Source organism: Mesorhizobium sp. ORM8.1 (genome assembly GCF_053005525.2).
The window spans coordinates 2,956,824-2,983,065 of the sequence record NZ_CM132600.1; the positions used below are offsets into that span (position 1 = coordinate 2,956,824).

General features: G+C 63.8%; 18 protein-coding genes and 1 pseudogene. 12 read left to right on the forward strand and 7 right to left on the reverse strand.

The features are described from left to right. Positions 1-133 precede the first annotated feature (133 nt). The 3 genes from ACVDG8_RS15035 (at position 134) to ACVDG8_RS15045 (ending at position 4,015) form a co-directional block, all read left to right on the forward strand. Positions 134-1,999, forward strand: coding sequence for a sensor histidine kinase (locus ACVDG8_RS15035; protein ID WP_447255352.1), 1,866 nt, complete (start codon positions 134-136; stop codon positions 1,997-1,999). Next, positions 1,996-3,351 carry a sigma-54-dependent transcriptional regulator gene (locus ACVDG8_RS15040; protein WP_447255353.1) on the forward strand — a complete coding sequence of 452 codons (1,356 nt, stop codon included), beginning with the start codon at positions 1,996-1,998 and terminating at the stop codon, positions 3,349-3,351. The genes ACVDG8_RS15035 and ACVDG8_RS15040 overlap by 4 nt, the downstream gene beginning before the upstream one ends. 319 nt (positions 3,352-3,670) lie before the next feature. Beyond that, positions 3,671-4,015 carry a hypothetical protein gene (locus ACVDG8_RS15045; protein ID WP_447255354.1) on the forward strand — a complete coding sequence of 115 codons (345 nt, stop codon included), beginning with the start codon at positions 3,671-3,673 and terminating at the stop codon, positions 4,013-4,015. On the opposite strand, the gene ggt is transcribed toward ACVDG8_RS15045, so the two are convergent. The 3 genes from ggt to ACVDG8_RS15060 all read right to left on the reverse strand — a co-directional run bounded on the left by ggt (position 4,012) and on the right by ACVDG8_RS15060 (position 9,341). Continuing rightward, the gene (gene ggt, locus ACVDG8_RS15050) at positions 4,012-5,751 is read right to left on the reverse strand and encodes a gamma-glutamyltransferase (protein ID WP_447255355.1); all 1,740 of its coding nucleotides are present in this window, start codon (positions 5,749-5,751) and stop codon (positions 4,012-4,014) included. The genes ACVDG8_RS15045 and ggt overlap by 4 nt on opposite strands. A 102-nt stretch (positions 5,752-5,853) precedes the next feature. After that, positions 5,854-7,146, reverse strand: a complete 1,293-nt coding sequence (gene rhaI / locus ACVDG8_RS15055; protein WP_447255356.1) for an L-rhamnose catabolism isomerase — start codon at positions 7,144-7,146, stop codon at positions 5,854-5,856. A gap of 92 nt (positions 7,147-7,238) precedes the next feature. After that, complete coding sequence (locus ACVDG8_RS15060) at positions 7,239-9,341, reverse strand: bifunctional rhamnulose-1-phosphate aldolase/short-chain dehydrogenase (protein ID WP_447255357.1); 2,103 nt, start codon at positions 9,339-9,341, stop codon at positions 7,239-7,241. 188 nt (positions 9,342-9,529) lie between these two features. Here ACVDG8_RS15060 and ACVDG8_RS15065 point away from each other — a divergent pair, with 188 nt between their 5' ends. The 7 genes and pseudogenes from ACVDG8_RS15065 to ACVDG8_RS15095 all read left to right on the forward strand — a co-directional run bounded on the left by ACVDG8_RS15065 (position 9,530) and on the right by ACVDG8_RS15095 (position 16,680). Next, entirely contained in the window at positions 9,530-10,339 is an 810-nt protein-coding gene (locus ACVDG8_RS15065) for a DeoR/GlpR family DNA-binding transcription regulator (protein WP_447255358.1), read from the forward strand. Positions 10,340-10,393: 54 nt separating this feature from the next. After that, a complete protein-coding gene (gene rhaS / locus ACVDG8_RS15070; RefSeq protein ID WP_447255359.1) occupies positions 10,394-11,389 on the forward strand; it encodes a rhamnose ABC transporter substrate-binding protein in 996 nt (331 codons plus the stop codon). Between the two features lie 82 nt (positions 11,390-11,471). Beyond that, a complete protein-coding gene (locus tag ACVDG8_RS15075) occupies positions 11,472-13,013 on the forward strand; it encodes a sugar ABC transporter ATP-binding protein (RefSeq protein ID WP_447255360.1) in 1,542 nt (513 codons plus the stop codon). After that, entirely contained in the window at positions 13,010-13,987 is a 978-nt protein-coding gene (locus ACVDG8_RS15080) for an ABC transporter permease (protein WP_447255361.1), read from the forward strand. Before ACVDG8_RS15075 ends, ACVDG8_RS15080 begins: the two co-directional genes overlap by 4 nt. Continuing rightward, positions 13,984-14,979, forward strand: coding sequence for an ABC transporter permease (locus ACVDG8_RS15085; RefSeq protein WP_447255362.1), 996 nt, complete (start codon positions 13,984-13,986; stop codon positions 14,977-14,979). Before ACVDG8_RS15080 ends, ACVDG8_RS15085 begins: the two co-directional genes overlap by 4 nt. Next, positions 14,979-15,293: an L-rhamnose mutarotase gene (rhaM, locus tag ACVDG8_RS15090; RefSeq protein WP_447255363.1), complete on the forward strand. Its 315-nt coding sequence runs from the start codon at positions 14,979-14,981 to the stop codon at positions 15,291-15,293. The genes ACVDG8_RS15085 and rhaM overlap by 1 nt, the downstream gene beginning before the upstream one ends. Continuing rightward, a pseudogene (locus ACVDG8_RS15095) lies at positions 15,290-16,680 on the forward strand (FGGY-family carbohydrate kinase). The gene rhaM and the pseudogene ACVDG8_RS15095 overlap by 4 nt, the downstream one beginning before the upstream one ends. Before the next feature lie 16 nt (positions 16,681-16,696). Here the strand turns inward: ACVDG8_RS15095 and ACVDG8_RS15100 are convergent. Further along, positions 16,697-17,953, reverse strand: a complete 1,257-nt coding sequence (locus ACVDG8_RS15100) for a D-amino acid dehydrogenase (RefSeq protein ID WP_447255365.1) — start codon at positions 17,951-17,953, stop codon at positions 16,697-16,699. Positions 17,954-18,055: 102 nt separating this feature from the next. Further along, on the reverse strand, positions 18,056-19,051 hold the full coding sequence (gene galE, locus ACVDG8_RS15105; protein WP_447255366.1) for a UDP-glucose 4-epimerase GalE: 996 nt from the start codon (positions 19,049-19,051) through the stop codon (positions 18,056-18,058). A 277-nt stretch (positions 19,052-19,328) separates the two neighbouring features. On the opposite strand from galE, the gene hemA reads away from it, so the two are divergent. After that, positions 19,329-20,606 carry a 5-aminolevulinate synthase gene (gene hemA / locus ACVDG8_RS15110; RefSeq protein WP_447255367.1) on the forward strand — a complete coding sequence of 426 codons (1,278 nt, stop codon included), beginning with the start codon at positions 19,329-19,331 and terminating at the stop codon, positions 20,604-20,606. A 146-nt stretch (positions 20,607-20,752) separates the two neighbouring features. Here hemA and ACVDG8_RS15115 read toward each other — a convergent pair whose 3' ends face one another. Both ACVDG8_RS15115 and mscL read right to left on the reverse strand, forming a co-directional pair. Beyond that, the gene (locus ACVDG8_RS15115) at positions 20,753-21,919 is read right to left on the reverse strand and encodes a pyridoxal phosphate-dependent aminotransferase (RefSeq protein WP_447255368.1); all 1,167 of its coding nucleotides are present in this window, start codon (positions 21,917-21,919) and stop codon (positions 20,753-20,755) included. Between the two features lie 103 nt (positions 21,920-22,022). Further along, the gene (gene mscL, locus ACVDG8_RS15120) at positions 22,023-22,442 is read right to left on the reverse strand and encodes a large conductance mechanosensitive channel protein MscL (protein ID WP_447255369.1); all 420 of its coding nucleotides are present in this window, start codon (positions 22,440-22,442) and stop codon (positions 22,023-22,025) included. A gap of 301 nt (positions 22,443-22,743) precedes the next feature. Between mscL and ACVDG8_RS15125 the strand changes: the two genes are divergently transcribed. Next, positions 22,744-26,229 carry a PAS domain-containing hybrid sensor histidine kinase/response regulator gene (locus tag ACVDG8_RS15125; protein WP_447255370.1) on the forward strand — a complete coding sequence of 1,162 codons (3,486 nt, stop codon included), beginning with the start codon at positions 22,744-22,746 and terminating at the stop codon, positions 26,227-26,229. The last annotated feature ends 13 nt before the right edge of the window (positions 26,230-26,242 follow it).

Here is a 26,242-nt window from a genome sequence, read left to right on the forward strand (position 1 = left end):
CAGTTTTCTCGCCGGCACTCGCTTATTGATTTTATTCACTTTTTAGGATCTCTGGCCGGCATCTGCAGCGCAATGGTGCGGTTATCCGCATGGGCCGAATTGTGCTCTGTGCGAAAACATGCACAAATGCTCTATGCTGCAACGCCCCGCCGCTGCCGTCCTCTCGACGCCCGAATTGCTCGCCGGGCGGGCTCGGCGCGTCTGGCTCTTGTTCACCGCGGTGGCGCTGCTCATCGTGCTCGCGGCACTTTACGGCGCCGGTCTTTACGGCCGTTCGACCGAGATCGAGGCGCTGGCGGCGCAGGGGCGCACCGACGCCAACCTCAAGGTGGCGCTGCTGCGCGCTGTGTTGGAAAACCCGCGTGCGCTGCCACTGCTCTTGTCCGAGGACCAGCAGGTCAACGACGCGCTTTTGCAACGCAGCCCCGCCGCGATCGATGTGCTCAACCGCAAGCTGGAAGGGCTGGTTTCCGGCACCAAGGCCTCGGTGCTCTATGTCACCGGCACGGACGGCTTCGCGATCGCATCCAGCAACTGGCGCGAGCCGGTCAGCTTCGTCGGCAACGACTATGGTTTTCGCGCCTATTTCTCGGGTGCGATGCATACCGGTACCGCCGAGTATTTCGCGCTCGGCAATGTCAGCAAGCGTCCTGGCCTCTACATCTCGCGCCGCGTTGATGGCGCTTCCGGTCCGCTCGGAGTCGTCGTCGTCAAGATGGAGTTCGACCAGCTCGAGGCTGACTGGCACGAGGCTAACCGCCCGGCCTATGTCAGCGATGAGCATGGCGTGGTGCTGATCAGCAGCGTGCCGTCCTGGCGCTTCCTGACGACGGCGCCGCTCAACCGGCCGCTGCTCGCCGATATCCGCGCCAGCCAGCAGTTCGGCGAGGCGCCGCTGGTGCCTTTGCCGATCACCAGGCCGGAAGCGCTCTCCGCCGATGTCGCGCTGGTCCATGCCGTCACGCCGGGAGGCAGCGACGCGGCATATTTGCGGCTGTCGACGGCGGTGCCGTCGACGCCCTGGCGGCTCGACTATCTCGTGCCGGCGGAAGCGCCGATCGCCGCCGCGCAGCGCGAAATGCGGCTTCTGGCACTCGGCGTTGTCGTGCCGCTCATCGCTTTGGCTGCCTATCTGCTGTGGCGCCGGCAATCCGCCCAGATGCGGATCGCGGCCGAGCAGGCGGCGCGCGCCGAACTGGAGCGGCGTGTTGTCGAGCGCACGCAGGATCTGAGCCTGGCGCGCGACCGGCTGCAGGCCGAGATCGTCGACCACCGCAGCACCGAGGCGAAGCTGCAAGTGATGCAGCAGGAGCTGGTGCAGGCCAACCGCCTGGCGACGCTCGGCCAGGTCGCTGCGGGCGTCGCGCATGAGATCAACCAGCCGGTGGCGACCATCCGCGCCTATGCCGACAACGCGCGCGTCTTCCTGGAGCGCAAGCAAAACGCGCCTGCCGAGGAGAATCTCGGCGCGATCGCGGCGCTGACCGAGCGCATCGGCTCGATCACCGAGGAACTGAAAGCCTTCGCCCGCAAGGGCCGCACCGCGGCCGAGCCGGTCGAATTGCGCGGCGTGATCGAAGGCGCTGTCGTGCTGCTCAGAAGCCGCTTCGCCGGCCGGCTGGACGCGCTGGCGATCACGCTGCCGCCTCCGGCGGTCAAGGTGATGGGCAACCGGCTGCGGCTGGAACAGGTGCTGATCAATATGTTCCAGAACGCGCTGGAAGCGCTCGAAGGCCGCGACGATGCCAAGGTCGAGGTGTCGGCGGTGGAGACGGGCGATGATGTGACGCTTCTGGTCTCGGACAACGGCCCAGGCATCCCGCCAGTGATGCTGAAGTCGCTGTTCACGCCCTTCAACACGTCCAAGGAAAAGGGCCTCGGGCTCGGCCTCGTCATCTCCAAGGATATCGTCGCCGACTATGGCGGGCGCATCGAGGTGTCGAGCAGCAGCCAGGGGACTCGTTTCACCATCCACCTTTCGAAGGCAGCCACCGCATGACGACTGGCGATCCAGCTCCGGTCATCCTGATCGATGACGACAGCGACCTGCTCAAGGCGACAAAGCAGACACTGGAGCTTGCCGGGTTCGACGTGCTGGCCTTCTCGGTGGCCAGGGAAGCGCTGGCTTCGCTCGACAGGAGTTTCGCCGGCGTCGTGGTGTCGGACATCCGCATGCCCGAGATCGACGGGCTGCAGCTTTTCGACCGCGTGCTGCAACTCGACCGCGACATTCCGGTCATCCTGGTCACCGGCCACGGCGACATCGCCATGGCCGTCAAGGCGATCAAGGACGGTGCCTACGATTTCATCACCAAGCCCTTCGCCGCCGACCGGCTGGCGCAGAGTGTTTCGCGCGCGGCCGAGAAGCGCCGCCTGGTGATGGAGAACCGCGCGCTGCGCGACGCGGCGGAACAGGCGCAGGAGGGTCTGCCTCTGATCGGCCAGACACCGGCTATGGAGCGGCTGCGCCGAACGCTTCGACAGATTGCCGACACCGATGTCGACGTGCTGGTGACCGGCGAGACCGGCTCCGGCAAGGAGGTGGTGGCGAGCCTGCTGCACCGCTGGAGCCGCCGCGCCAAGGGCAATTTCGTGGCGCTGAACTGCGGCACCCTGCCGGACACGGTGATCGAGAGCGAATTGTTCGGCCATGAAGCGGGCGCCTTCACCGGCGCGCAGAAGAAGCGCATCGGCCGGATCGAGCATTCGAGCGGCGGCACGCTGTTCCTCGACGAGATCGAAAGCATGCCGGCCTCGACGCAGGTGCAGATGCTCAGAGTGCTGGAAATGCGCGAGGTGACGCCGCTCGGCACCAATGAGGTCCGGCCGGTCGACCTGCGCGTCGTTGCCGCCGCCAAGGTCGATCTCGGCGATCCCGCCCAGCGCGGCAGTTTTCGCGAAGACCTCTATTACCGGCTCAATGTGGTGACGCTGTCGATCCCGCCGCTGCGCGAGCGCCGGGACGATGTGCCATTGTTGTTCGGCTATTTCGCCGAGCGCGCCGGCGCCCGTTTCCGGCGTGCCGTGCCTGCACCCTCCGGGGTGATCCAGCGTCATTTGCGCGACCATGACTGGCCCGGCAATGTGCGCGAACTCGCGCATTTCGCGGAGCGTTTCGTGCTTGGATTGGAGGATATGGCAGAGACCGCTTCCCCTGCGGCAGCAGATATCGACGTGCCGATGGCGTTGCCGGAAAGGCTCGATCGCTACGAGGCCGAAATCATCCGCGAGACACTTGGTCGCAACGATGGCGACGTCCGGCGCACCATCGAGGCGCTCGGCATTCCACGCAAGACTTTCTACGACAAGTTGCAGCGGCACGGCATCGTGCGCAGCGATTTCTCCAGGTGATCAAATTAGATCATGATGGCGTTTCGTTGAATCGCCATCATGATCTAGCACTTTGTTGCAGCATGATCTTTCTCCGAAAACCGGTTCCACTTTTCGGGATCATGCTCTCTTTGCCTTACGCAATTCCGGACGGAAAGCCGCTCACACTTTTCCTGGAATTGCTGCAAGTGGAACCGCAACGCCGCTTCGCCGTTGAGAGCAACCGGGAAACCGTGGCACGCCGGCATCAGAGGCGCGGCGAACGCATCGCAGCTACAGCGTTGCCGGGTTGCGCTTGGTCAGCGTTGATGATTTGTTGCCGCTCAGCGGAGAACGAGTAATGCGCGAATCCCTCGGTCAAGACGAATACGGCTCGGCCAACCCTTTCGATCCGGACGACCTGCCCAATCTCAACGCGATGGGGCCGGCGATGGGCAGCGGCAATGATTTCGAGAAATATGCCGTGGCCGTCATCATCGTGTTCGGCGCGCTGATCATCGGCGGCCTGATGGCGGCCTCGTTGTCCTTCGGCCACCGCAACGGCTTTCTGTTTGCGCTCGGCGGCGCCACATCGGCCTGGATTTCGGGCAACGCGCTGCTGCTCGACCGGCCACGCATCTACGCGCTGTTCGTCGGCATTGCCGCAATTCTCCTGATCGCCTCGACCCTTACGCTCGTGGTTTAATACCCCAGCGCCTCGCCGGCGGCGGCACGGCTGTCAATGGCGCCGTTGTAGCGCGCGCCACCGCCCTTCTCGATTTCGCGGAGGCTCTTGCCACCGACCAGGATGCCTGCGGCCTGCCCCCAGGTCTGGTCGCTCAGATCGAGATGGTAGCCCATGCCGGCCAGCAGCTTCTCGGTATCCGGCGACAACCCGAACGGCTCGACATAGATCGTATCGGGCAGCCATTGATGGTGGATGCGCGGCGCGTCGATCGCTTCCTGGATGTTCATGCCGTGGTCGATGACGTTGACGATCGCCTCCAGCGTGATGGTGATGATGCGCGAGCCGCCGGGGCTGCCGATGACCATGAACGGCTTGCCGTCCTTGGTCACGATCGTCGGGCTCATCGAGGACAAAGGCGTCTTCTTCGGCTGGATGGCGTTGGCTTCGCCCTGGACCAGCCCGTAAAGGTTGGGCACGCCGGGCTTCTGGGTGAAATCGTCCATCTCGTTGTTGAGCAGGATGCCGGTGCCGTCGGCAACGACGCCGGCGCCGAAGGAGCCGTTCAGCGTGTAGGTGACCGCGACCGCGTTGCCGTCATTGTCGATGATCGAATAGTGGGTGGTTTCCTTCGCTTCGCCAAACCCCTTCGGCATCAGCTCCTTCGAGACGCCGGCGCGGAACGGATCGATCTTGTCGCGGATGTCCTTGGCGTAATTCTTGTCGAGCAGCTTCGAGATCGGATTGTCGACGAAATCGGGGTCGCCGAGCGCCGAGTTGCGGTCGACATAGGCATGCCGCATGGCTTCGACCATGACATGGACCGTCTCGGCCGAGCCGGCGCCGAGATAGGACAGCGGATAGCCCTCCAGCACGTTGAGAATTTCGCAGATGATGACGCCGCCTGAGCTCGGCGGAGGCGAGGAGATGATCCCGTAGCCGCGGTAGGAACACGTCACCGGCTTCAATTCGCGCACGGCATATTGTTCGAAATCACCCTTGGCGAGGATGCCGCCCTTGGCGCCGCTGGCCTTGACGATGGCATCGGCGATGCCGCCCTTGTAGAAGGCGTCGGGACCCTTCTGCGAGATCGCCGCGAGCGAGGCGGCGAGGTCCGTCTGGACCAGCCGTTCGCCGATGCCATAAGGCTTGCCATCCGGTTTCAGGAAGATCGCGGCCGCCGCCGGATCCTTGGCCAGCCTGTCCGCGCTGCCGGCAAGCGTAGCGGCATCGCCCTGGTTGAAAACGAAGCCGTCCTTGGCCAGAGCAATCGCCGGCGCCATCAGATCCTGCCTCGATAGCGTGCCGTATTTTTCGCGCGCCATCTCGAAACCGGCGACCGAGCCCGGCACACCGACGGCGAGATAGCCGTCGAGGCTGGCGCCCTTCACAGGATTGCCGTCCTTGTCGAGATACATGGTCTTGGTCGCGGCAAGCGGCGCGCGCTCGCGGAAATCGAGGAAGGTCGTGCGCCCGTCCTTCAGCCGGATGGTCATGAAGCCGCCACCGCCGATATTGCCGGCATCGGGATAGACGACTGCCAGCGCATAGCCGACAGCGACAGCGGCATCGACGGCGTTGCCGCCCTTCTTCAAGACCTCGACGCCGATCTCGGAGGCCAAATGCTGCGCGGTCACCACCATGCCGTGCTCGCCCTTGGCCGGTTGCAGTGAGGCGGCGAAGACGGCGGCGGATGGCGCAAGCGCGAATGCAAGCGACAGGGTGACGCCAATCAGCGTCCGGCGGGTCAAGGGCATGGCGGTGCTCCTGGTCGTTTGGCTACGCCTAGGAAAGACCCTCAAAGCGTGCGAGTCCATCGCCAATGGCGGTGGCCCAGATCAAAACGGATGTCAGGCCCATCACACAATGCCACCGCTGCCGCCGACGACTGCCGGCCGCTCGGCTGCGACCTTCGCCCGGTAGCCGGACTCGCGATAGGCGGCGACCGGCTCGATGGCGCCGCCGGTCTTCAGCCGTGCCATGGCCAGGATCGGCTCGACGTCAGTGCGATAAGCGGCCTTCAGCGTCTGGGTGGCCATCAGCGCGTCATTGGCTTCCTGGAAGCCTTCGAGCGCCTTGCGGTCTACCAGCAACGCTTGCGCGTAGGCGCGCTGCACTTCGACCGCCGACAGCATCAGGCTTTCGATCGGATCGGTGACGTTGTGGCTCTGGTCAAGCATATGCGCCGGATTGAAGCCATCCGCGCCCGCGAGTTCGGCATCGACCAGTTCGTTGAAAACCAGGAACAACCGGTAGGGATCGATCGAGCCGGCATCGAGATCGTCGTCGCCATATTTGGAATCGTTGAAGTGGAAGCCGCCGAGTTTCTTGAACTGGATCAGCCGCGACACGATCATCTCAATGTTGACGTTGGGCGCATGATGGCCGAGGTCGACCAGGCAGAAAGCCTTGTCGCCGAGTTCCTTGGCGATGATGTAGTTGGTGCCCCAATCCTGCACGACGGTGGAGTAGAAGGCCGGCTCGTACATCTTGTGTTCGGTGAACAGCCGCCAGTCGTCCGGCAGGCCGGCGTAGATTTCGCGCATGGCGTCGAGATAGCGCTCGAAGGCCTTAGCGAAATTGACCTGGCCAGGGAAGTTCGAGCCGTCGCCGATCCACACCGTCAGCGCCTTCGAGCCGAGCGCCTTGCCGATCTCGATGCATTCGAGATTGTGCTTGACCGCCTGGCGCCGTGTGCCGGCATCGGCATGCGACAGCGAGCCGAATTTATAGGACAGCTTCTGGTCTTTCGCGTCCGAGAACGTGTTGGAGTTCACGGCGTCGAAGCCGAGGCCGAAGCGCGAAGCCGCCTGCTTCAGCCGGTTCGGATCGGCCTTGTCCCACGGGACGTGCAGCGAGACCGTTGGCGTCGCCTGGGTGAGCTGGCTGATGACGGCGCAGTCCTCGATCTTGTCGAAGATGTCGCGCGGCTCGCCGGCGCCGGGAAAACGGGCAAAGCGCGTGCCACCGGTGCCGACGCCCCAGGATGGGATCGCCACGGCGAATTTTTCGACCTTGTCGCGGATGGCATCGATGGCAATGCCGCGGCGGTCGAGGCGCTCGCCAAGCGAGGTGTAGTCGCGTTCGAGGTCGGCCTTGCGCGCGGCGTTGTGGCTGGCGACGAGGTCGGCGGAGATAATTGTTTCAGACAATGCGGTTCCTTCCAAGAATGCGTCCGGCTGGCGCTGCCCCTCATCCGCCCTTCGGGCACCTTCTCCCCGTGAACGGGGAGAAGGAAGGAAGCCTAGCGCGTAAAGCTCTGCGCGTTGCCGGCGTCGACGTTGATGATGTTGCCGGTCGATTTGGCCGACATGTCGGAAGCAAAGAAATAGATCGCTTCGGCGATGTCTTCCGGAAAGACCGAACGCTTCAGCATCGAGCGCGAGCGGTAGTGCTCCTCGAGATCGTCGGTCGACATTTTGTAGGCGGCGGCGCGCTGTTCCTTCCATTCGCCGGTCCAGATCTTGGAGCCGCGCAGCACGGCGTCAGGATTGACGACATTGACCCGGATTTGCGCCTCCGCGCCTTCCAGCGCCAGACAGCGGGCGAGATGGATTTCGGCAGCCTTGGCGGTGCAATAGGCGGCGGCGTTGGGTGATGCGGCAAGGCCGTTCTTGGAGGCGACGAAGACGACATTGCCGCCGATCTTCTGGGCCCGGAACAGCCGGAACGCCTCGCGCGACACCAGGAAATAGCCGGTCGACAATATGTCCATATTCCTGTTCCACAACGCCAGCGTCGTCTCCTCGATCGGCGCGGAGGAGGCAAGGCCGGCATTGGAGACCAGGATATCGATGCCGCCGAATTCGACCGACGTTTCGGCGAAGCCGGAAAGCACCTGATCTTCCGAGGTCACGTCGATCCGCACCGGGCGGACGAAGTCCTTGCCGTGGGCCTTGGCCAGTTCGTCGTTGGCGCTGGCGAGCGCGGCTTCATCGATATCGGCGAGCACCACGCAGGCGCCTTCGCGTAGCAACCGGTTGGCGGTGGCGCGGCCGATGCCGCCGGCGCCGCCGGTGACCAGCGCGATCTGGCCGGCCAGCGCTTTGGGCTTCGGCAGGCGCTGCAGCTTGGCCTCCTCGAGCTGCCAGTACTCGATGTCGAAGGCTTCCTGCGCCGGCAGGCCGACATAGGACGAGACGGTGGAAGCGCCGCGCATCACATTGATGGCGTTGACGTAGAATTCGCCGGAGATGCGCGCCGTCGCCTTGTCGCCGGCGAAGGTGAACATGCCGACGCCAGGCATCAGGTAGACGACGGCATTGGGGTCGCGGATGGCGGGCGAATCCGGATGCTTGCAGTTGTCGTAATAGGCCTGGTAGCCGACACGATAGGCGGCGATATCGTCAGCTAATCGCGCGATGACGGCGTCGACATCGGGCTTGGCCGGGTCGAACTCGATCACCAGCGGCCGGATTTTCGTGCGCAGGAAGTGATCGGGGCACGAGGTGCCAAGTGCCGCTAGCGGCCGTAGATCCTTCGAGTTGACAAATTCGAGCACGGCCGGCTGGTCGTCGAAATGGCCGAGCTTGTGGCTGGTTTCGGAAATCAGGCCACGGATCCTTGGCATCAGCCTGGCGGCAATGGCGCGGCGCGCGGATGCATCGAGCGCCTTCACCACCTCGCCGCCGAAGATCGCCTTGCCCTGCGACTTGCGCTCGAACCAGTCGATCGCCTGGTTGATCACCGAGATCGTCGTTTCGTAGCATTCCTTCGGCGTGTCGCCCCAGGTGAACAGGCCGTGGCTCTCGAGCACGACGCCCTTGGCGCCGGGATTTTCGAGGCAGAACTTTTCCAGCCACAGGCCGAGCTCGAAGCCGGGCCGCTTCCACGGCAGCCAGCCGATGGTGTCGCCGAAGACTTCCCTGGTGATCGCCTGGGAATCCTTGGCCGCGGCGATGGCGATGATGGCGTCGGGATGCATGTGGTCGACGCAAGCCTTCGGCACGTAGGCATGCAGGGGCGTGTCGATCGAGGCCGCGCGCGGATTGAGATTGAAGGTGCAGTGCGGCAGATAGCCGACCATCTCGTCTTCGTGTGCAAGCCCGCGATAAAGACCCTTCAGCGCGCGCAGCTTGTCCATGTAGAGGGTGGCGAAACCGTCAAGCTTGATCGATGCGCTGTCGCCGCCCGAGCCTTTGACCCACAACACCTCGACATCCGCGCCGGTCAGCGGGTCCTTCTGCCAAACCTTGGACGAGGTGTTGCCGCCGCCGTAGTTGGTGACACGTTTGTCGGAACCCAGCGTGTTCGAGCGATAGACCAGCAGCTCGGGACCGCTCATGCCTTCGGCTTTCGCATCGTCCCACAGATTGGCGAGGCGCGAGCCGGAGCGCTTGTCGAGCATAGGTATCCTCCCTTGGAGCACGGATGATGCGCCCCTCATTTCTCGCCCGGAATGTCTACGCAAGCAGTCTGATTGTCAATCACAAACGATCAATATCGATCATATTGCACTGCACAATGAAAATATATGATTGGAAATGATTGACACTGCGCGTTTTCTAAGGCCTCATGCCCAGGCAGGGAGGAACCATGCACGAAAAAGAGCGCCATAGGATCATTCTGTCCGCCGTCCAGGAAAAGCCTGTGGTGACGGTGCAGGAGATGGTCGAACTGACGGATTCCTCCGAGGCGACGATCCGGCGCGACATCGCGGCGCTGCATGTGCAAAAGCGCCTGCGCCGCGTGCGCGGCGGCGCCGAGGCGATCTCGCCGCCGCAGTTCATCGGCCTTGCCGGCCGGCCTTTCTCGGTCAACGAAACGCTGAACGCCGCGCAGAAGCGGGCGATCGCGCGGGAAGCGGTAAACCTGTGCACCGACGGCGAGCCGATCATCATCAATGGCGGCACCACCACCTTCCAGATGGTGCATTACCTGACCGGACGCCGCATGCCGATCTTCACCAATTCGTTCCCGATCGCCGAGCATCTGCTCAAGCATTCGAAGAACACGGTGATGCTGTCGGGCGGCACCATCTACCGCGAGCAGAACATCATCCTGTCGCCCTTCGACAATGATGTGACGCGCAATTTCTATGCCCGCCGCATGTTCATGGGCGCTCAAGGGCTCGGGCCGCTTGGCCTGATGGAAGGCGATCCGCTGCTGATCCAGGCCGAGCAGAAGTTGATCGACCAGGCCGACGAGTTGGTGGTGCTGGTCGATTCCTCGAAATTTCGCCAGCGCTCAAGCCTGATCCTGTGCGGTCTCAAGCGCATCGCGACCGTCATCACCGACGACGGCATCGAGGATCGCGAAGCCAATATGCTGGAGACGGCGGGCGTGGCGCTGATCGTCGCCCGCAAACAGTCGAACGACAAGGAAGAATCTTCACTGCAGGCCTGAGGGAACTTACGCCCGCAGCGGCGATGGAATGCAACGCTCAAGGGAGGATATTCGATGAGCCTTTTGAAGAAACTGCTGGTCACGGCGGCCTTTTCCGCCGCCATGTTCGTGAATGCCGCCTACGCCGAAAACGTCAAGATCGCGCTGGTCGTAAAGTCGCTCGGCAACGGCTTCTTCGATGCCGCCAACAAGGGCGCCGAGGAAGCGGCCAAGGAACTGGGCGATGTCGATGTCATCTATACCGGTCCAACCAAGGCGACCGCCGAGGCGCAGATCGAAGTGATCAACTCGCTGATCGCGCAGAAGGTCAACGCCATCGCCATCTCGGCCAATGACGCCGACGCGCTGGTGCCGGTGCTGAAGAAAGCGATGGAACGCGGCATCACCGTCATCTCTTGGGATTCGGGCGTCGCCAAGGAAGGCCGCCAGCTTCATCTCAACCCGTCCGACACCGGCCTGATCGGCGAGACCATCATCAAGCTCGCCGCCGACTATCTGCCGCAAGGCGGCGACGTCGCCATCCTGTCGGCCTCCTCGACCGCGACCAACCAGAACGCCTGGATCGAAGCGGCCAAGAAGGTGCTGCCGGAGAAGTTCCCCAAGATCAAGTTGGTCGCCACTGTCTATGGCGACGACGACTCCGCCAAGAGCACCGACGAAGCCAAGGGTCTGTTGAAGTCCTATCCCAACCTCAAGGCGATCATCGCGCCGACCACCGTCGGCGTCGTTGCCGCCGCGCAGGTCGTCACCGACGCGAACCTGATCGGCAAGGTCAATGTCACCGGCCTCGCGCTGCCGTCGGAGTTCAAGAAGTTCATCGACAACGGCGCCTCGCAGGCAGTCGCGCTTTGGAACCCGATCGATCTCGGCTACTCGGCGATCTACCTCGCCCATGACCTGGCGGTGAAGAAGGATGAGGCCAAGCCCGGCGCCACGCTGTCGATCGGCCGCGTCGGCAAGGTGACGCTTGACGACACCAACTCGGCCGCGATGGCTCCGCCCTTCCAGTTCGACAAGTCGAACATCGAGAAGTTCTCCAAGATCTATTGATCCTGGCACCTCCAAACACTGCGGCGGGACTCACGTCCCGCCGCGACTTTAAATGGACCTTGTTTCAGGGCTTGATACGATCATGGACACGACAGCCCAACATGGCACGGTCAAGCAGGAGCCCTCGGCCCCTGCTCCGCGCCTGACGCTGTCCGGCATCTCCAAAAGCTTTCCCGGTGTGCGCGCCCTGCACAATGTCAGCCTGTCGCTCTATCCGGGACAGGTGACCGCTCTGATCGGCGAGAACGGCGCCGGGAAGTCGACGCTGGTCAAGATCATGACCGGTATCTACCAGCCGGATGCCGGCGAGATCGGCATCGATGGGCAAGCCACGACGCTGCCCAGCGCGCATGCCGCCTTCGGCCACGGCATCACCGCCATCCACCAGGAAACCGTGCTGTTCGACGACCTGTCGGTTGCCGAAAACATCTTCCTCGGCCATGCGCCGCGCACCCGCTTCGGCATCATCGACTGGCGCATGATGCGCAGGAATGCCCGCGAGGTGCTGGAGACGATGCACGCCGGCCATATCGACGCCGACGCGCGGCTGAAGGACCTTGGCATCGCGAACAAGCACCTCGTAGCCGTGGCTCGCGCGATGTCGATCGATGCGCGGATCGTCATCATGGACGAACCGACCGCCGCGCTTTCGATGAAGGAGATCGAGGAGCTCTTTTTGCTCATCGAATTCCTAAAGAGCGAAGGCAAGGCGGTGCTGTTCATCAGCCACAAATTCGATGAGATCTACCGCATCGCCGACCGCTACACTGTCTTCCGCGATGGCGAGATGGTCGGCGAAGGCATGCTCAAGGACACCGGCCAGAACGAGATCGTGCGCATGATGGTCGGCCGTTCGGTCGACCACATTTTTCCGCGGCGCGAGCCGCAGATCGGCGCACCGGTGCTGTCGGTCGCGGGCCTGTCGCATCCAACCGAATTCGACGATATCGGCTTCGAATTGCGCAAGGGCGAAATCCTCGGCTTCTATGGGCTGGTCGGCGCCGGGCGCAGCGAGGTGATGCAGGCGATATCAGGCATCACCCGCACCAGCCGGGGCACGATTTCCCTGGAGGGTAAGGCGATCGCACCGAAATCGGCCGCGGACTCCATCGAGGCCGGCATCGTCTATGTGCCGGAGGAGCGCGGCAAGCAGGGCGTGGTGATCGGCCTACCGATCTTCCAGAACGTTTCGCTGCCGTCGCTGAAGCGCACGTCCAAATCCGGCATGCTGCGGCTGGCGGAAGAGTTTTCGCTCGCCCGCTCCTATACCGAGCGGCTGGACCTGCGCGCCTCCTCGCTCAGCCAGGATGTCGGCACGCTGTCCGGCGGCAACCAGCAGAAGGTGGTGATCGCCAAATGGCTGGCGACAGTGCCGAAGGTCATTATCCTCGACGAACCGACCAAGGGCATCGACATCGGCTCGAAGGCGGCCGTGCACGGCTTCATGGCAGAGCTGGTTTCACAAGGCCTTTCGGTGATCATGGTGTCGTCCGAGCTGCCCGAAATCCTCGGCATGTCAGACCGGGTGGTGGTCATGCGCGAAGGCCGCATCGCGGCCATTTATGACAATAAGGGCCTCGATGCCGAGACGCTGGTGCGGACAGCGGCGGGGATCGCGGCATGAAGGCTTTGCTCAAATACCGCGAGCTCTGGCTGCTGGCCGGCATCGTCGTGCTGATCGGCCTGATCTCGACCCGCTTCCCGGGTTTCGCCGATCCGGCGAACCTGCGCCAAGTGTTCAATGACACCTCGATCCTGGTGATCCTGGCGCTGGGACAGATGGTGGTGATCCTGACGCGCTCGATCGACCTGTCGATGGCCTCCAACCTCTGCTTCACCGGCATGGTGGTGGCGATGCTGAATGCCGCACACCCCGCAATCCCGATCCCGGTGCTGATCGTCATCGCGCTCGCCGTCGGGCTGGTGCTCGGCGCCATCAACGGCTTGCTGGTGTGGCGGCTGAACATCCCCTCGATCGTGGTGACGCTCGGCACGCTGACCATCTATCGCGGCGCGACCTTCGTGCTGTCGGGCGGGGCCTGGGTCAATGCCGACCAGATGAGCCCCGACTTCATCAATTTCCAGCGCGCCGCCTTCCTCGGCATTCCGGTGCTGTCCTGGATCGCAATCCTGGTGATCGCGCTGTTTTTCCTGGTGACGACGCGAACAGCCATCGGCCGCTCGATCTACGCCATCGGCGTCAACCCGACCGCCTCGGTCTATGCCGGCATCGATGTCGGCCGGACAAAATTCATCGTCTTTTGCATCTCCGGCATGATCGGCGGGCTGGCCGGCTATTTGTGGATCTCGCGCTACGTGATCGCCTCGGTCGAGGTCGCCAATGGCTATGAGCTCAACATCATCGCCGCCTGCGTCATCGGCGGCATCTCGATCGCCGGCGGCATCGGCTCGGTCGGTGGCGCGGTGCTCGGCGCGCTGTTCCTTGGCATCATTTCGAACGCGCTGCCGGTCATCAACATCTCGCCCTTCTGGCAGATGGCGATCTCGGGCAGCGCCATCATCCTGGCCGTGGTGCTCAACGCGCGCGGCGAACGCCGGCAGGGCCGCATCATCCTGAGAAAGGCGGAAGCGGCATGACCGACGCCCCGCGCCATATCCCAGACCGGCTCGACAAGCCGCTGTCCTCGGCGATCTTTTCCTGGGAAGCGCTGCTGATCGTCATCGCGATTGCCATCTTCGCGGTCAACAGTTTCGCTTCGCCTTATTTCCTCGATCCGTGGTCGCTGTCGGACCTGACCTTCAACTTCACCGAAAAGGGCCTGATCGCGTTGGCCATGGCGCTGCTGATCATCTCCGGGGAGATCGATCTGTCGGTCGCGGCAATCGTCGCGCTCGCCTCGACACTAATGGGCATGGCCGTGCAGGCCGGCGCCGGAACGCCGGTGCTGGTCGCGATCGGCATCGTTGTCGGGCTCGGCTGCGGCGCCTTCAACGGGCTGCTGGTCACAAGGCTCGGTCTGCCCTCCATCGTGGTGACCATCGGCACGATGAGCCTGTTTCGCGGCATCGCCTTCATTATCCTCGGCGACCAGGCCTATAAGGGCTATCCAGAGAGCTTCGCCTTCTTCGGCCAGGGCTATGTCTGGTGGGTTTTCTCGTTCGAGCTGGCGCTGTTCCTCGTCGCGGCCGTCATCTACTGGTTCCTGCTCCACCGCACGAGCTTCGGCCGCCGCGTCTTTGCCATCGGCAACAATCCGGTGGCGGCGCAATTCTCCGGCGTGCGCGTCGGGCGGATAAAATTCATCCTGTTCTGCCTGACCGGGCTGATGTCGGGCATCGCCTCGGTGCTGATCACCTCGCGGCTCGGCTCGACACGGCCTTCGATCGCGCAAGGCTACGAACTGGAGGCGATCACGATGGTGGTGCTCGGCGGCGTCTCGATCCTGGGCGGCGCCGGCAGCATCCTCGGCGTCGTGCTCGCCGCCTTCATCATGGGGCTGGTGACGTTCGGCCTCGGCCTGCTCAACGTCCCAGGCATCGTCATGTCGATCTTCATCGGCCTGCTCCTGATTATCGTCATCGCGCTGCCGATCGTCTGGCGGCGGCTGCGCGAAGGACGCTTTGCCTGATGCAGAAATATGCCTTCAAGATGAAGCTCCATCCGGGCATGAAGGCCGAATACAAGCGCCGCCATGACGAGATCTGGCCAACGCTGGTGGCATTGCTGAAAGAGGCCGGCGTCTCCGACTATTCGATCCATCTCGATGAGGAAACCAACATCCTGTTCGGTGTGCTGTGGCGCCGTGACGACCACGGCATGGCCGACCTGCCGAAACATCCGGTGATGCAGCGCTGGTGGGCTCATATGGCCGATGTGATGGAGACCCGAGACGACAACGAGCCGATGGCGGCGCCGCTGGAAACGATGTTCCACCTGGAATGAGCGCGCTTCGAACCATCGCCGTCATCGACATCGGCAAGACCAACGCCAAGGTCGTGCTGGTCGATTTTGCGACGCTGGGCGAGGTTGTCTTGCGGCGCAAGGCAAACGCACCCCTGCGGCAAGCGCCCTACCCGCATCACGATGTCGAGGCGCTGTGGACGTTCATCCTCAACAGCCTGGCCCAGCTCAATCGCGAACGCCGGATCGACGCAATTTCGATCACCACCCATGGCGCGACGGGCGCGCTGGTCGATGCCGCCGGCGAACTGGTGCTGCCGGTGCTCGATTATGAGTTCGATGGCCCTGACAGGCTGGCCACCGAGTATGACGCGGTTCGTCCGCCCTTGCCGAGACCGGCACGCCACGCCTGCCGGTGGGCCTCAATCTCGGCGCGCAATTCTTCTGGCAACAGCAGCGTTTTCCGGCGGAATTTGCCAAAGCGACCGCGATGCTGATGTACCCGCAATACTGGGCGCTGCGGCTGACCGGCGTTGCTGCCAACGAGGTGACCTCGCTCGGCTGCCACACCGATCTGTGGAACCCGTGGAAAGCGGATTTCTCGTCGATGGTCGACCGCCTGGATTGGCGTGGGCTGATGGCGCCGGTGCGGCTGGCCAAGGACCGGCTCGGCCCGATCCTGCCCGCACTCGCCGCACGGACCGGCCTTGATCCGCAGACACTGGTGTTCTGCGGCCTGCATGATTCCAACGCCTCGCTGCTGCCGCACCTCTTGGCCGACGCGCCACCCTTCTCAGTCGTCTCGACCGGAACCTGGGTGGTGTCGATGGCCATCGGCGGCAGAGAAATCGAGCTTGATCCGGCGCGCGACACGCTGGTCAACGTCAATGCGCTCGGGCATCCCGTGCCGTCGGCGCGCTTCATGGGCGGGCGCGAGTTCTCGCTGCTCACCGACGACAGGCCGCAGGCCTGGAATGACAGCGATATCGCCGCCGTGCTGACACGCCAGGCCCTGCTTTTACCCTCCACGCAACAAGGCTCGGGGCCTTTCCCGCACCGCGCCGCGCAATGGGTCGACGCCGACGCCTTGAGCCCGGGCCAGCGCTTCGTCGTCATCTCGTTCTATCTGGCGCTGATGACCGCGACCTGCCTCGATCTGATCGGCGGCGACGGGCCGACGACGGTCGAGGGGCCGTTTGCCCAGAACCAGCCTTTCACCCTCATGCTGGCGGCAGCGACAGGGCGGCCGGTCGTCGCATCCGAGACTTCGACCGGCACCAGCATCGGGGCGGCATTGCTGGCGGCGGACGGGGGTGAGGCCGTGGGCAAGGGTGAACGGGCTGAACCGCCGGCGGACCCGGTCTGGGACGATTATGCGAGGGCGTGGCGCCTGGCTGTTCGGGTGGAATCCGGCGCCGCCACTGTCTGAGAAGTCGGCAATCAGCTCAGCGCGCTGTTCCGTAGAGCAAACCCCGCGGATCAATCCTTGGCTTGCGGCCCGCCACAATATCCGACAGGAATTGCCCAGAGCCGCAAGCCATGGTCCAGCCGACATGGCCGTGGCCGGTGTCGAGATAGAGGTTGCGATACTTCGCTTGGCCGATCACCGGCACCGAGTTCGGCATCATCGGCCGCAAGCCGGCCCACAGCACGGCTTTCTTCTCGTCGAAAGCGCCGGGGAACAGATCCTTGCCGGTTTCCAGGATGGTCCTGAAATCGCTCGGCTTGAAGCTGCGGTCAAAGCCGGTGAACTCGGCGGTCGAGGACATGCGCAGCCGGTTGCCCAGCCGCGAATAGCCGATCAGCCGGTCCTCATCGGCGCCGCCCATGGTCGGCCCTTTGCTCTCATCCTCCAGCGGAATGGTCGCGGTGTAGCCTTTCACCGGATAAACCGGCAGGTCGATACCGTAGCGGCGGCCGAGCAGGCCGCTTTCAGGCCCCATCGAGATGACCACGGCGTCGCCCGCGACCGCGCCGGCCGAGGTCATCACGGCGCGCACCCGGTCGCCCTCGGTGTCGAGACCTTCGACCGTCGTGCCGAACAGGAATTTGACGCCGAGCTTCTCGGCCGCATAGGCGGCGAGATTGTCGGTGAACTGCTTGGAATCGCCGGTCTGGTCGATCGGCGAATAAATACCGCCGGCGATCTTATCCTTGACGCCGGCCAGCCCCGGCTCCAATTCGGCCAAGCGCTCGCGGCCGACGATCTCGATCGGCAGACCATGCTCGGCCAGATAGCGGTAATTGTCGGTGCCGGTGTCGAGGCTTTTCTGGGAGCGGAAGAAATAAAGGATGCCCTTCTTGCGCTCGTCGTAGTGAATGCCGGTCGCCTCCGACAAGGCGTTGATGCACGCGCGGGAGTGGAGCGCCAGTCTCAGCTTGATGTCGGTGTTGGCGCGCAGCCGTTTGACGGTGCATTCGCGCAGGAAACGCAAGCTCCAGGCATAAAAATACGAATCGAAGCTCAGCCTGACCTTGATGCCGAGGTCGTGGTTCCAGAGCCCGCGCAGGAAGGTTTTCAACGCCGCTGGCGAGGCCCAGGCGGTGGCGTCGCCCGGCGAGACCAGGCCGGCATTGGATTGGCTGGTGCCGTGCGCCACGGCTTCGTGACGCTCGATGACCGTCACCTCATGGCCGTCGGCGGCGAGATAATAAGCCGCCGCCGTGCCAACCACGCCGGCTCCGAGCACCACGATTTTCATGCCGTCCCTCGAGGCTCATGCCGACGGCGCACCTCTATGCGCCGCCTGAAGAAGCCTCAATAGCGCTTAAGAACCCACCCCGCGAGCCCTTGGCCCAACAGGTTAGGTTCGAACTGAATTCTTGGTCGTCAGGATGCGTTCCCAAGCCAGCGCATCGTTGACGATGAGGTCGAGATCGTCGCGCTGCGGCGCCCAGCCCAATTCCTTGCGGGCAAGGTCGGAATTGGCCACCACGGCCGCTGCGTCGCCCGGACGGCGGTCGCCCATGCGCACATCGAAGTCATGGCCGAAGGCGCGGCGCACGCTGTCGATCACTTCCAGCACCGAATAGCCGTGGCTGTAGCCGCAATTGGCGACCAGGCTCGCGCCACCCTCGCGCAACCGCTGCAGCGCCAGCCGGTGCGCCGCGGCAAGGTCGCTGACATGGATGTAATCGCGGATGCAGGTGCCGTCCGGCGTCGGATAGTCCTGGCCGAAAACCTGCATGAAGGGCCGCTTGCCGAGCGCCGTCTCGCAGGCGACCTTGATCAGATGCGTGGCGCCGGGCGTCGACTGTCCGGTGCGGCCCTTGGGATCGGCGCCGGCGACGTTGAAATAGCGCAGCGCCGTGTAGCGGATGTCATGCGCCAGGCCAGCGTCGCGCAGCATCCATTCGCTCATCAGCTTGGACAGGCCGTAGGGCGATTCCGGCGCCAGGCGGGCATCTTCGCGCACCGGCTCCAGCCCGGCGCCGCCATAGACGGCGGCGGTCGAGGAAAAGATGAAATGCGGCACGCCCTCGCGCACGGCGGTCTCGATCAGCGTGCGGGTCTTCGAGGTGTTGTTCTCGTAATAGGCAAGCGGGTCGGCGACCGATTCCGGCACGACGATCGAGCCGGCGAAATGGATAATGGCGTCGACCTTGTTCTCGCGGATAACCTGGCCGACCAGTTCGCGGTCGGCGACATCGCCGACGACCAGCCTCGCTTCCGGCGCCACCGCCCATTCGAAACCGGTGGAAAGCCGGTCGAGCACCACGACGCTCTCGCCTGCGTCGAGCAGTTCCCAGACCATGTGGCTGCCGATATAACCGGCACCGCCTGTCACCAAAACCGTCATGTCGTGTCCTCGTTGATCAAGATTTATCGGAAACTGTCTCAACAGCCGCCGTGCTGGAAACCCCGTCGCAAGCCCACTACACCCTGAATGTTAAATCCGTAACAGTTCCTCCGCCCCGAGGCATTGTATCGAAACGAAGTTCCTGCACACCGTCGGGAATAGGCCACGATCCGGCATCGTTAGGAACAGGCTCGGGGCGTGGCATTTTGACCGGTTCGGTCCGGTTTACGTGGCTTGGGGCTATGATTATGATCCGGCGCAAAACTGGGATGCTGACATGAATTATCAGCGGTTCTTCGAAGACGCGATCGACCAGCTCCATGCCGAGCGGCGCTACCGCGTTTTCGCCGACCTCGAGCGTATCGTGGGCAAGTTTCCGCGCGCCATCTGGCGCTCCAATGGGCGCGCCCAGGAAATAACCGTATGGTGCTCCAACGACTATCTCGGCATGGGCCAGAATGCCGATGTCATCGCCGCCTTCCAGAACGCGGCCGGCAAGATGGGCTCGGGCGCCGGCGGCACCCGCAACATTTCCGGCACGTCCAACCCGCTGGTCGAGCTCGAGCATGAGCTTGCCGACCTGCACGACAAGGAGGCGGCACTCGTCTTCACCTCGGGCTTTGTCTCCAACGAGGCGTCGATCTCGACCATCGCCCGGCTTTTGCCCAATTGCCTGATCATCTCGGACGAGCTCAACCACGCCTCGATGATCGAAGGCGTGCGCCGTTCGGGCGCCGAAAAGAAGATCTTCCGCCACAACGACGTCACGCATCTGGAAAGCCTGCTGCAGGCGGCGGGCAGAGAGCGCGCCAAGCTGATCGTGTTCGAGAGCGTCTATTCGATGGACGGCGACATCGCCCCGATCAGAGAGATCGTCGAGCTTGCCGAGCGCTACAACGCCATGACCTATATCGACGAGGTCCATGCGGTCGGCATGTACGGACCGCGCGGCGGCGGCATCACCGAGCGCGAGGGCCTGGCCGATCGCATCGACATCATCGAAGGCACGCTGGCCAAGGCGTTCGGCACGCTGGGCGGCTACATCACCGGCACCAGCGCTGTCATCGATGCCGTGCGCTCCTACGCGCCGGGCTTCATCTTCACCACCGCGCTGCCGCCGGCGATCGCCGCGGCCGCCACCACCTCGATCCGGCATCTCAAGCGTTCGCAGACCGAGCGCGACGCGCAGCAGCGCCAGGCGGCCACGACCAAGCAGATCCTCTCCGCCGCCGGCCTGCCGGTGATGGAATCGGCCACCCACATCGTGCCGGTGCTGGTCGGCGATCCCGAGCTCTGCAAGATGGCCAGCGACCGCCTGCTCGGCGTGCACGGCATCTACATCCAGCCGATCAACTATCCGACCGTGCCGCGCGGCACGGAGCGACTGCGCATCACGCCGACGCCGTTCCACTCCGACGCGCTGATCGCCGAATTGCAGGACGCGCTGGTCGAGACCTGGGATGCGCTGGGCATTTCCTACGGCTCGGCCGGACGGCCAGCCGTGGCCAAGAGCGACCGGGTTGTTCCACTCCTGGTGCCGAAGTCAGGCGGCTGAAGCCGTTTGAAACCCGCTCCGGCGGCCATCCGCTGCGACTTTCTGCGCTTCCGGTGCTCACGGACCTGAATGTCCGCTGCGCTCCGGTTCTCGAAAGCCTCACCGGCTGACTCACCGGAGCGGGTTTCAATCCGGCTTCACATAGCTCAAACAGTCTTCATCCACGTCGCTAACCGATGCGCCGCTTCCTCGAGCTGATCGAGGCGGCGGTGGAAGCATAGCCTGAGGAAGGCCTCGCCGCCGGGGCCGAAGGCAGTACCCGGCGCCAGGCCGACATTGGCGTTGTCGACGATGTCGAAGGCGGCGGTGCGGGAATCGGTGATGCCGTCGACCGTGAAAAACAGATAGAAGGCGCCTTGCGGCACTGTGAAGCGCGCCTTGCCGGTGGCGCCCAGGATGCCGCAGACCAGGTCGCGCGCCGCCCTTGCCCGCTCCACCTGCTCGGTGATGAAGCCGTCACCTTCGTCCAGCGCGGCGACCGCGCCACGCTGCATGAATTGCGCGACGCCCGAGGTCGAGTACTGGATCAGGTTCTCGAACACCTGCTGCAACGCGGGATGGGTCTTGATCCAGCCGACGCGCCAGCCGGTCATCGCCCAGTTCTTGGAAAAGCTGTTGACGAACAGGATGCGGTCTTCAGCAGTGGCGATATCGAGGAAGGACGGCGCGCGGCCATGGCCGTAATGGAACAGCGAATAGATCTCGTCGGCGATGATCCAGAGGCCCTTCGCACGGGCCAGATCCAGGATCGTCTGCAGCGTTTCGCGATCGGCGGTCCAACCGGTCGGATTGGACGGCGTGTTGATGAACAGCGCCTTCGTGCGCGGCGTGATGGCGGAGGCGATCCTCTCGACATCGCAGGACCAGCCATTGCCGGATTGGTCGAGGACCACCGGCACCGGCACAACGCCCGCCACACCTGCGGCGGCGGCGAAATTCGGCCAGGCCGGCGAGAGATAGATCACCTCGTCGCCGCTGCCGGCGATCGCGTCGATGGCGAGCTGGATGGCATGCATGCCGGATGCGGTGACGATGAACTGCTCTTCGGGGAAGCTCTTGCCGAAATGCCTGGCGTAGTAGCGGGCGAGCGCCTGCCTGAGTTCGGGAATGCCCTTCTGCCAGGTGTAGAAGGTTTCGCCATTAGCGAGCCCGCGCGCAGCGGCTTGCGAGATGAAGTCAGGCGTCGGCAGGTCGCCTTCACCGGCCCAGAGCGGGATCATGCCGTCACGCGTACGGCCGTAATTGACGACGGCGACAATGCCGCTTTCGGGCGCCGCGCGGGCCTCAGTGCGCAAGGTTTCGATAAGGGTCATGAGCAAATCCGGATTCGTCTCGGCAGGGCTCTTACCAGATTGCCGAACAGAAAACCCCGGCCGCGGGCGGCCGGGGTTTTGGTCCAGAACCTTCGCCGGAAGACTATTTCTTGGCGAGAAGATCGCGGATTTCGGTCAGCAACGCGACATCGGCTGGCGGCGGCGCGGCGGCAGGGGCGGGCTTTTCGGCCTCAAGCCGCTTGCGCAAATTGTTCACCGCCTTGACCATCAGGAAGATGATGAAGGCAAGGATCACGAAATTCAGCGCCACCGTAATGAAATTGCCATAGGCAAAGACAGCACCCTGCTTGCGAGCATCGGCTAGGTTGGTGGCGGTCACACTGTGCGACAGGCCAATGAAGTAGTTGGAAAAATCGACGCCTCCAAGCGCGCCAATGAAGGGCATGATGATGTCGTTAACCAACGAATCGACGATCTTGCCGAAGGCGGCGCCGATGATGACGCCGACGGCCAAGTCCATCACATTGCCTTTAGAAATGAATTCCTGGAATTCTTTCAGCATTCGACCCTCCTTGACGGGCCGCGCTGCCGCCTCACCGGTGTCCTTCGGCGCCGACCCTTGTCCACCTTAACAAAAACCCCCGGTTGCAAAACTGGAAAAAGGGGCAAAGCACCGCTTTGTGTTTACGCAGCGTCATCAACGACATATGCGCCGAAAGCCGCGGTGGACTCGGGGCTGGAGCTGTGGTTGCGTTGTGAGCGCCGGAGGAGAAAACGGGTTTAAATCATGAAATAGAGCATGATGTCGCCCGAAAACCGCTACCCACTTTTCGGCATCATGCTCTAGGGAGGAAGTGCGGGCCGTGCTAGGCTGGTTCGTCGTCATCATCGCGATTGCCTATGTGACGCTGCTTTTCGCCATTGCCAGCGTCGGCGACCGGCGCGCGGCAACGGCCGGGTTCGGCCGGGCGCGGCCGTTCATCTATGCGTTGAGCCTCGCCATCTACTGCACCTCCTGGACCTTCTTCGGCTCGGTCGGACTGTCTTCCGAGCGCGGGCTCGAGTTCCTCGGCATCTATACCGGCCCGGTGCTGGTGTTCGTGTTCGGCTTTCCGTTGCTCAACCGCATGGTCAAGCTGGCCAAAAGCGAGAAGATCACCTCGATCGCCGATCTTCTGGGCGCGCGCTACGGCAAAAGTTTCACCGTCGCCGCGATCGCGACGGTGATCGCCACCATCGGCGCGGTGCCGTACATTGCGCTTCAGTTGAAGGCGATCTCCGGCTCCGTCAGCCTGATGGTCGAGCATTATACCGGCTCGCCGCCGAGCTTCGATCCGTTCGTCAGCGATATCTCGCTGGTCGTTGCCATGTTGCTTGCGCTGTTTGCCGTGCTGTTCGGCACCCGCCATGCCGACGCGACCGAACACCAGGACGGGCTGATGCTGGCGGTGGCGGTCGAGACGGTGGTCAAGCTCGCGGCCTTCCTCGCCATCGGCCTGGTGGTGACCTTCCTGATCTTCGGCGGCCCAGGCGACATGTTTGCCAAGCTCGCCGCCAATGGCCAGGTGCGGCAGGCGATGAGCTACAACACTTCGCTCGCCACCTGGCTGGTGCTGACGGGGTTGAGCGGCTTTGCCGTCCTGATGCTGCCGCGCCAGTTCTACGTCACCATCGTCGAAAACCGCAGCGAGGCCGAGTTGCGCACCGCGACCTGGGTGTTCCCGCTCTATCTGGTGGCGATAAACCTGTTCGTGCTGCCGATCGCCTTTGCCGGCCTGTCGCTGGTCGGCACCAGGACCAGCAGCGATCTCTATGTGCTGTCGCTGCCGCTGTTCAACGGCCACGACGTGCTGGCGATGGTCGCGTTCATCGGCGGCCTGTCGGCGGCAACCGCGATGGTCATCGTCGAGAGCGTCGCGCTGTCGATCATGATCTCCAACGACCTCGTCATCCCGCTGTTCGTGCGCCGCGTGCTCAAGACCAGCGCCTCGGAAAACGAGGACTGGTCGACGCTGATCCTCAACGTGCGCCGTGCCTCGATCTTCATCCTGCTGTTTATCGCCTTCCTCTACTACCGCGAGAGCACCGACAGCGCGCGGCTGTCCTCGATCGGACTGATGTCGTTCGCGGCCATCGCGCAGTTCGCGCCGGCGCTGATCGGCGGGCTGATCTGGCGCCGCGCCAACGGCCGGGGCGCGGCGCTCGGCATGGTCGCCGGCATCGCGGTCTGGAGCTACACGCTGCTCCTGCCCTCGCTCGTCGGCGCCAATGCCGACATCCTCGTGCATGGCCTGTTCGGCTTTGAGGCGCTGAGGCCACAAGCGCTGTTCGGCACGCTCGGCGAGCCGCTGAACCACGGCGTGCTGTGGAGCCTTTCGGTAAATGCCTTGTTCTTCGTACTCGGCTCGCTGTCGCGTGCGTCCGTACCGCTGGAGCGCATCCAGGCAGCGATCTTCGTGCCGCGCGAGGCCGGCCCGATGCCCAGCCTGCGCCGCTTCCGCACCGCCGTCACCGTCAACGACCTCAAGGACACCATTTCCCGCTATCTCGGCGTCGAGCGCACCGAGCGTTCTTTCCAGTCCTTCGAGAAGAACGCGAAAGTCTCCCTGCACGGCACCGAACAAGCCAGCATGGATGTCATCCGCTTCTCCGAGCAGCTTTTGGCAAGTGCCGTCGGCTCGTCCTCGGCGCGGCTGATCCTGTCGCTGCTTTTCCGCCGCAACGATCGCGACTCGCGAGACGCGTTTAAACTGCTCGACGACGCCACCGAAGCGCTGCAGCACAATCGCGACTTGCTGCAGATCGCGCTCGACCAGATGGAGCAAGGCATCACCGTCTTCGACCGCGATTTCCGGCTGATCTGCTGGAACCGGCAATACCGGGCGCTGTTCGATCTGCCCGACGAGATGGGCCAGGTCGGCGTGTCGCTCGACCAGATCCTGCGCCACCTTGCCGAGCGCGGCGACATTCCCACCGAACAGCGGGTTTCGATGCTGAACCGGCTGACCAGCTTCGTCAGCCCCTGGCAGATGGAGCTCAAGACAAGCGGCCGCATCCTGGAGCTGCGCTCCAACCCGATGCCCGACGGCGGCATCGTGGCCACCTATGCCGACATTTCCGGCCGCGTCGAGCAGGACCTGGCGCTGAAACGAGCCAATGAATCGCTGGAGCAGCGGGTCAAGACGCGCACCATCGAGCTCACCCGCGTCAACGAGGAGCTGGCGCAGGCGCAGATGCTGGCCGAGGAGGCCAATCTCGGCAAGACGCGCTTCCTCGCCGCCGCCGGCCACGACATCCTGCAGCCGCTCAACGCCGCGCGGCTCTACTGCTCGTCGCTGATCGAAAAGGCCGGCAAGGGTCCGGCCGGCAAGGCGGCGATCAACATCGAATCCTCGTTGGAATCGGTCGAGACCATCCTTGGCGCGGTGCTCGACATCTCACGCCTCGACGCCGGCGCGATGAAACCCGACGACACCGCCTTCAATCTCGGCGGGCTGCTTGGCCAGATCGGCAATGATTTTCGGCCCCTCGCCGCTGAAAAGAAACTCGACCTCAAGATCATGCCGTCGTCACTCGGCGTCACGACCGACCGCAATCTGTTGCGCCGGCTGATCCAGAACCTGGTCTCCAACGCCATCAAATACACGCGCGAGGGCCGCATCCTGGTCGGCGTACGGCGGCGCGGCGAGTTGGCCGAAATCCAGGTGATCGACACCGGCATCGGCATCGCCGGCGACAAGCTCAACACCGTCTTCCACGAATTCACCCGGCTCGACGAAGGCGTGCGCGAGGCCGAGGGCCTTGGCCTCGGCCTCTCGATCGTCGACCGCATCGCGCGGGTGCTGCGGCTCGAAATCCGCATCTTCTCCAATCCGGGCAAGGGCACGCGCTTTTCCGTCATCCTGCCTGTCGCGGCGGTTGCGGCGCCGCCGCGTGAGATCATGAAGACACCGGCGCGCGCCGCCTCGTCGCTTGCCGGGCTCAATGTGCTGTGCATCGACAATGACACCCGCATCCTCGATGGCATGCGGTTGCTACTCGAAGGTTGGGGCTGCCGCGTCGCGGCGGCTTCGGGATCGGGCGATCCGTTAAAACCGGGCATGCCGAGGCCGGATATCGTGCTTGCCGACTATCATCTCGACGGCGGCACCGGGCTCGAAGCCATCGACGCACTGCGTGCCGTGTATGGGCAGGACCTGGCTTGCGTATTGGTCACCGCCGACCGCTCCAGCGAGGTGCGCACCGCGGCAGGCAAGCTCGACATAGCGGTGATCAACAAGCCGCTGAAGCCAGCGGTGCTGCGTTCGATGATGGCGCGCGTCAGGCCGCTCGCATCGGCGGCGGAGTGATCTCTGGAGAGTA